The sequence below is a fragment of the Spirulina sp. 06S082 genome (assembly GCF_034932145.1).
Classification (GTDB): domain Bacteria; phylum Cyanobacteriota; class Cyanobacteriia; order Cyanobacteriales; family Spirulinaceae; genus CCY15215.
The window spans coordinates 24,027-31,649 of the sequence record NZ_JAYGHV010000389.1 but is presented as its reverse complement, the minus strand read 5'-3'; the positions used below and the strand labels follow the sequence as shown (position 1 = coordinate 31,649).

Below are 7,623 nucleotides of genomic sequence, written 5' to 3'. Positions count from 1 at the left end.
TGCACGAGCAGCTTATGATTTTGCTAAAGTTGAAGTCGATCAGCGTCGTTTTGTGGCGATCGCCACTCCCTTTGGGGTCGGTCGGCGCTACTATAACCTGATCGTCATGGAACAACAAGCCAACGGTCGCAATTGCTGGCAAGAGTACGGAGAAAATCCCACATTTATCGAACCGACGTGGGAAAGTTTTGATTTTACGGGAATTTGCGGACGCAGTACCGATAGTAACGGTTACTCCGTGCGGATTAATGATAATGACTTGGGTTGGCGCTTTATTGTCAGTGTTGTCCAACGCGGTGACGAACTGGTTTTGCTGGCAAATTCTTCACGGGAGCGCACCACCATTGAGATTGGGCGAACCCGAGGCATGGATAGCGGCGATCGCTATCTCAAAATTCACCTCGATCCCGGTTGGCGCTTTACCAAACGAACTTATAATGGACGAACCCTTGGTCACGATTATCTCACTTCTGACAGCAATACTGCCAATATTCCCCCCATTCAAGAACCTCCCGGAACTCTTAACCCGCCTTCTAATACCAGCTTACCCCCTGCCGATCGCGAGTTAATTTTCACACCAGAACCCAATCCTCAACCCACGACTCCAGCCCCCCGTCCGCGCACCACAACGACTCCTCCTCCTCCTCGACGGCCGATTAATATTAACTCCCGTCCCACTTCTAACCCAAGTTCGTCCTCGGAACCGACTATTCCCACTTTTGAATAGAATCTCCAAGGCAGTTCCCAAGGGACTAGCCGTTTTTGAGCTAACTTTAATCTATCTATTCTCGCCTCCCCTAACCCTTCCTTTTCTAAGGAGGGGTTCCTTTTTTCAGCGAGGGCTACAGCTTGATAAGAATGGTCTTATAAGTGAAAAGCTCGCAATTGATTCCCGTAACGATCGTAAATGACATAGTACGGTATTTGCAAAATTTGCTCGTATACTTGCCATTTTGTCAGAGGGCGATCGCGTTCTCGTTCTGTTTGTCCCAAGTCTTCTGCTTCTGTTAAAGTCTATTCTATTCTTCATCGCAGGGAAAAAATCCGGCGATCGCCAAGCAAACTGGAACATTGATGCGATCGCCAATATCAATAAAAAAGCAATAATATAGAAAAATAGCTCCTCCCCCCAAAAATGAAAGTCATCTCTTCGATCGCCCTCGTCCTCGCCAGTTTACTCGCAACCGCCCCTGTTGTAATGGGTGCGCCCCTGTCTTTTGTTCCCGAAAAGTTTAACGATAACGAACAAGTCCGCATTGATGTCTATCAAAAAGCCAGCCCTGCGGTTGTGACGATTACGGTGGGACGCACTGCGGGATCCGGGAGTATCATCGATGCAAACGGGTTGGTTCTCACTAATGCTCATGTGGTTGAAAATGCTCCTCGAGGTCGCGTTGTTGTGATTAATAGCGAGGGAAAGGAATATGCCGGACAAGCGATCGCCCTCGATCGCCCCAAGGACCTTGCTTTAGTGAAAATCCTCAGTGGCGATCGCTTTCCTACGCTACAATTGGCTGATTCTCATAGCATTCGCGTCGGTCAAGAGGTTTACGCCATCGGTTCCCCTTTTGGTTTATCGGGAACCTTTACCACGGGTATTCTCAGTCGCATTGCTGCTGATGGGGACTTGCAAACCGATGCAGCCATCAATCAAGGGAATTCTGGCGGTCCCCTATTGAACTCCCGAGGTGAACTGATTGGGGTCAATAAAGCCATTCTCAGCCCCGATCGCCGGGGAGGTAATGTGGGGATCGGATTTGCCACGAATGCCGCCGCCGTGAGAGAATTTATCAGCAGGAGTCGCGATCGCATTGCCTCTGCTTCAGATATTGCTCGACGGGATCCCCCTGCTACTGTTACTCGGCAACCTCAACAACAGCGATCGCCCAATAATGCGCCCAATAATAACAATATTCGTTTGGGAGTTTCCCTCACCCCCAACTTACTAATTGTAGGGATTGAGCGCAATTCTCTAGCAGCGCGATCGGGTTTAAAACCAGGCGATCGTATTGTCGCGATCGGTCGTCGTCGCATCAGAAATATTCAACAATTTGTTTCTTTCCTTCGCACTCGTCCCAATTCGGCTTCTTTGATGATTTTACGCGATCGGCGCTTAGGACTCGTTGAAATTGATTTCTAATATAATACAATAGGTACAAAATGTTCTCAGCCCTAACGCGATCGCCATCTCTCTGATTAGCCATGCCTGCTAACTCCAACAACAATTTAGGAACCGATCCGAGTCTTCTCGATAGTCCTGCGGTTTTAATTCCCGCTTCCGATTTAGACCAACCCTTAGCTAATTCTCCTTCTGCGTCTAGCAATAGTCCCCTACCTCCTCCACCTCCCAATGAGCGGCCAAGCTGGGGATTTACCTCTCAACAAGGAGAATACACCCTAAGCGATACTCTCGTACTGGAAGGTTGGGTGGAAGATTTTGACGGTTTCGCGGACATCGATCGCATCGATCTTGAAGGGGTTATCAATGGCTATCATCGTATATTCGATTTCGGTCAAGTCACTCAATTTGTGGCCGATCCTAGCAATCCCAACCGTGCTACATTCAGCTACAATATCGACCTGAAAAACTTATCGGTTGATGAAGGCTATTACAACTTAAGTGTAGAAGGTATTGCTTACGATCGCTCGGGCTATGGATTGGCAAATGGAATAGGTTTTAATCTGACCAATTTCCGTCCCAATCTTAACTTTCATTTTAGTCAGCAGGAATACAACGCAAGCGATACTTTGGCTTTCGACCATACTCGTGTAGAAGATGGGGATGGTTTAGAAGATTTGAGCCATATTGACTTTCAACTCCGCAGTATGGGTGGGAATGAAGTCATTATCGATCTTCCTAATGTTACAGAGTTTATTTCTGATGGAAGTCCTCAAAGCGGAACCTTTAACTACAGTCTCGATCTCAAGACTCTAAATCTTCCTAGAGGAAACGAAACTTGGTCTTTAGAAGGTAATATTGTTGACAAAGCAGGAAATAGTGATAGATGGGGGGGTCAGACGCTGTTTATCCGTAACAATCCTCCCATTCTGAATTTCGGGCTTGAAGACTATAATTATTTTAGTGGCGAGACTTTAACTTTTTCCCAGACCATAGTTGAGGATTTTGATGGGATTGATAATCTCGATCGCATTGATTTCCAACTGATTATTGAGAATGGCAGAAATATTCAAGCGATCGATCTTGTTGATGTTACGGAATTTATTCCCAACTCCAATGCAGTTTACGGAACATTTGATTACGAGCTTGATTTAAGCACTATTCCGCTCCCGATGGGCAACTATCCAGTTTATCTAGAAGGCATTCTCTACGATAAAGCTGGAAACTCTTCTTTGAGAAGGCAAAATTTTCATATCCATAACGATACACCTTCTGTTAGTTTCGATCTCGATCGCTTTCAATATTCTGCCAACGATACTTTAACTCTCGTCAATACTCGAGTTCATAACGGGATTGATAACCTCGATCGCATTGATTTTCGCGCGATTGTTAATAATGGCGATCGTATTATTGATGTTGCCGATGTAGTTAACTTTACCCCTAATCACGAGAATGCGCTCGACGGTACTTTTGCCTACAATCTCGATCTAAAAACATTAGACCTCACACCAGGCTACTCTTACGATATAAGACTAGAAAGTTTTGCTTACACAAAAGCGGGAAAAGGCATTCCAGGACAATACCTAAACTTTCGGATTAACCACACTCTTCCCGAACAACTGAACTTCTCTCTCGATCGCCAAAGCTATACCAGTAATGATACTTTAAGCATTACAGGGGGAAGCATCGTTGATAATGACGGCGCAACCGACATCGATCGCATTGATTTCCGCATTCGGACTGACAACGGCACAACGATCGATCTTCCTGATGTTACTTCATTGACGATTGATCCCGATCTATATCGCGCGACGTTTGATTACAGCTTCGATCTGAGTAATTTACCTATTGGTCTGGGAATCCATAATCTTACCCTTGAAGCGATCGCCTTCGATGGCCTCGGTAACGGTAGCAGGGAAGCAATCCGACAATTCCAACTCACTAAAAACTCGGGACTGACAAACGGCAATCTTCCCTCCCTCGATTTTCATCTCAATCAGTGGGAGTATACTGCGGGAGATACCTTAACCCTTGAAAATGCTTGGGTGGAAGACTTAGACGATATTACCGACCTCGATCGCATTGATTTCTTCTTGCAAAGCGATCGCGGCTATATCATTGATGTTGCTGATGTTACCCAATTTACCTCCGAACCCAACAGCCCCGATCGCGCTACCTTTAACTACAGTCTCGAACTCAAAAACTTAGGTCTCGATCGCAATAGCGATCGCAATTTTACCTTAGTGGGGATTGCTTACGACAAATCCGGTCAGGGCAGTCAATGGCGAGATGTGAATTTTGTCATAAGCAATAGTTCCCCTCACTTTAACTTCAACATTGATAATGAAGTTTATGGGATTGGAGAAACTCTAACCCTTGAAAATGCTTGGGTAGAAGACTTCGATGGTCTTGCTAACCTCGATCGCATTGACTTCCAAGCACGAGTAAATAACCAATTTCTCATCGATCTCCCCGATGTCACAGAATTTACCTCCGAATTTGGAAGCGAGTATCGCGGCACATTTGACTATGACCTCGACCTCTGGACATTGGGACTCGAACCCGGTAGCTATTATAACAAAATTGAAATTGGAGGTACCCTCTATGATAAAAGCGGCAATCAAACTCACTATAGCCAATTATTCCATCTCTATAATCAAATTCCGGAATTCGATTATCGCATTGGAGACCAGCCCTATTGGGGCTATGCCGTGGGAGATATTGTCACCTTAGAAGATACTCGGGTATGGGGATTTAAAGACATTGCAGATATCGATCGCATTGATTTCTGGGCGATGGTTGACTGGAAACGTATTGACCTACCCGATGCTATAGAATTTACCCTCTCTCAAGGAAATTACGAAGCGGCCTTCGATTATAGCCTCAATTTGGCTGATTTAGGATTGGATATTGGCAATCATAATGTTGAATTACAAGGAATCTTGTACAACAAAGCAGGTTATGCTTCTCGCATCTATACTCAGAATTTCCAAGTCACCAATAGCAAACCTCTGTTTGATTTCTCTATTGAATGGACAAACTCCCCCTTTTCGACTGGGGATACTCTAACCTTACAAAATACTTGGGTAGAAGATGGCGATGGCCTCAGCAATCTCGATCGCATTGATTTCGTAGCAGTTGTAAATGGTAACAAAATCATCGATCTACCCGATGTCACTCAATTTATCTCCAATTCGGGGAGCCCTTACCAAGGATCGTTTGAGTACAGTTTCGATTTGAAAACATTGGATTTGGATATTAATAATACCTACAACATTCAATTAGAAGGGACGATCTTAGACAAAGTGGGTAATGTTGCCTATCGTTCTCAACAGTTTTACGTTAGCAACCATCTCCCTCATGTTGACTTTACCCTCGATCGCACTCAATACGGCTTTAGCGACACCCTAACCATTACCGAAGGATGGGTTTATGAGCCAGATTATATCACCGACATCGATCGCATCGATATGCGCTTATTCGTAGCCAACCAAGGTTATCATCTTGATATTGCAGACATCACCGATATTACCCCGGATCTAGGAAATTTTGACCGAGGAACGTTTAACTATAACCTCGATTTAGCAAGTTTAGGACTGGATTTGGGCTATTACGATCTTATCCTCCAAACGACTGTTTATGATAAAGCCGGAAATGGAACGCGGGGCATGAACCAATCTTTCCGTTTGACCAACAATATTCCTAGTTTTAACTTCAACCTACCTCAAGGGGAATATCGTCCCGATGATACTATTACCATTACGGAAGGTTGGGTAGAAGATCCAGACGGTTTTACCGACCTCGATCGCGTTGAATTCGCCCTTCGCAACCTCAGCAATGGCGAACTCTTTGATGTTGCTGATGTTAGCAATTTAGTTGCCGATCCGGGGAATTTCAGCCGAGGTACCTTTACCCACAGCCTTTATCTGGGGTCGTTGAACTTAGAGGCAGGCAATTACGATTTAGAGGGTACAGTTTACGATAAACAGGGCAATACCAGTCCCTTACTCAAACAGGGATTTGCGATCGCCCAGCCTGACCATGCCCCGAAAGACTTGCGTTTTAGTCTCGATGAAAGCGAATATACTCCCAACGCAACGATCCTGATCGAGAATGGTTGGGTCATGGATGAAGATGGGGGAGAAGAAATTACCCGCGTCGATCTGCGTTTATTTGATTCTGGCGATCGCCTAGTTGCCGATCTCAATGATGTCACCAATTTTGAGTTAGCCACTTGGGATAATCATTGGGCTGGTTTTGATACTCAAATTAACTTAAATGGATTCAATTTGACCGACGGGATTTATACTGTATCGGCGATCGCCTATGATATCGCCAACCAAGCCAGCAATTTATTTGAACGATCTTTCACCGTCACGGCACCTCCTCCCAATGCAGCCCCTTCTCGCTTAACTTTCAGTTTAGATCGCAGCACTTATAACGCGACAGATACCATCAATCTTAATAATGGTTGGGTACAAGACTCCAACGGTGCAGACACCCTCGATCGCATCGATCTTCGTATTATTACCGAACAAGGAAGCACCCTTGATATTGACGATATCAGCAATTTAAGTCCAGCCAGTTGGAACCGAGAATGGGGCAGTTTCCAACATGAATTAAACTTGAGTGGGTTAAACTTGCAAACAGGTTCACATAAAGTCGTGGGAATAGCCTACGATCGCCAAGGTGCAGCCAGTCAGCAATTTGAACGCGGTTTCCGACTCGAAGTGCCTCAACCCAACCTCGACCCCACGGATCTGCGTTTTACCCTTAATAAAAGTACCTATAATCCTACCGATACCCTCACTATTGGCAATGGTTGGATTCAAGATGGGAATGGTGCAAACGACCTCGATCGCATCACCTTTAAAATTATCGCCAGTAACGGCAGTGAAATCAACTTAGGAGAAAGCAACAATTTCACCAATGTTACTTGGAGTCAAAACTGGGCAGCTTTTTCCGGTAGTTTCGATTTGAGTCAGTATAATCTCAGCGATGGCAATTATACACTAATTGGCACGGCACTAGATCGGTCTGGGGGTCAAAGTCAGAGTCTCTCTCGCAGTTTCACTATTCAAGCCCCCCAAGCAAATAATACTGCCCCATCAAAGTTACAATTTGGCTTAAGTGGAAGTACCTTCTCTGTGAACGATACCCTGCAAATTACCAATGGTTGGGTATACGACGATGACGGCAATAGCGACCTTGTTGGCATAGATTTCGAGTTAGTTGCAGAAGATGGGACTATTACCGATCTTAGCGACAGTTTCGATCTCACTCCCGCTTCTTGGGATGCAACGAAACGCTGGAGTAATTTCCGCCACAGTCTGAACTTAAGTGCTTTGGGTTTAAGCGTGGGGCGTTATAGCTTGCGAGGGAAGGCTTACGACCAAGCGGGAGATTATAGCAATACTTTCTTACGCGCTTTCACTATTGTGTAAAGGCAAATTTGTGTAAAGGCAAATTTGGTTTTGTAAGGACGTTGCAAAATTTGGTTTTGT

The 7,623-nt window shown here is 45.1% G+C and carries 3 protein-coding genes and 1 pseudogene; 3 read left to right on the top strand and 1 reads right to left on the bottom strand.

The window, feature by feature from the left end:
- Positions 1-727 (top strand): DUF3747 domain-containing protein (locus VB714_RS22845; RefSeq protein WP_323227066.1); only part of this gene is annotated, 727 nt, incomplete at its 5' end.
- A 140-nt stretch (positions 728-867) separates the two neighbouring features.
- Here the strand turns inward: VB714_RS22845 and VB714_RS22840 are convergent.
- Positions 868-1,008, bottom strand: a pseudogene (locus VB714_RS22840) (Uma2 family endonuclease); the annotation flags it as partial.
- A 127-nt stretch (positions 1,009-1,135) separates the two neighbouring features.
- On the opposite strand from VB714_RS22840, the gene VB714_RS22835 reads away from it, so the two are divergent.
- Both VB714_RS22835 and VB714_RS22830 read left to right on the top strand, forming a co-directional pair.
- Positions 1,136-2,140, top strand: a complete 1,005-nt coding sequence (locus VB714_RS22835) for a S1C family serine protease (protein ID WP_323227063.1) — start codon at positions 1,136-1,138, stop codon at positions 2,138-2,140.
- Positions 2,141-2,202: 62 nt separating this feature from the next.
- A complete protein-coding gene (locus VB714_RS22830) occupies positions 2,203-7,563 on the top strand; it encodes a hypothetical protein (RefSeq protein WP_323227062.1) in 5,361 nt (1,786 codons plus the stop codon).
- Positions 7,564-7,623 lie beyond the last annotated feature (60 nt).

Bases quoted from the DNA above. Each gene is read 5' to 3' on its own strand.
- VB714_RS22835 (WP_323227063.1), top strand. From the start codon at position 1,136: ATGAAAGTCATCTCTTCGATCGCCCTCGTCCTCGCCAGTTTACTCGCA.
- VB714_RS22830 (WP_323227062.1), top strand. From the start codon at position 2,203: ATGCCTGCTAACTCCAACAACAATTTAGGAACCGATCCGAGTCTTCTC.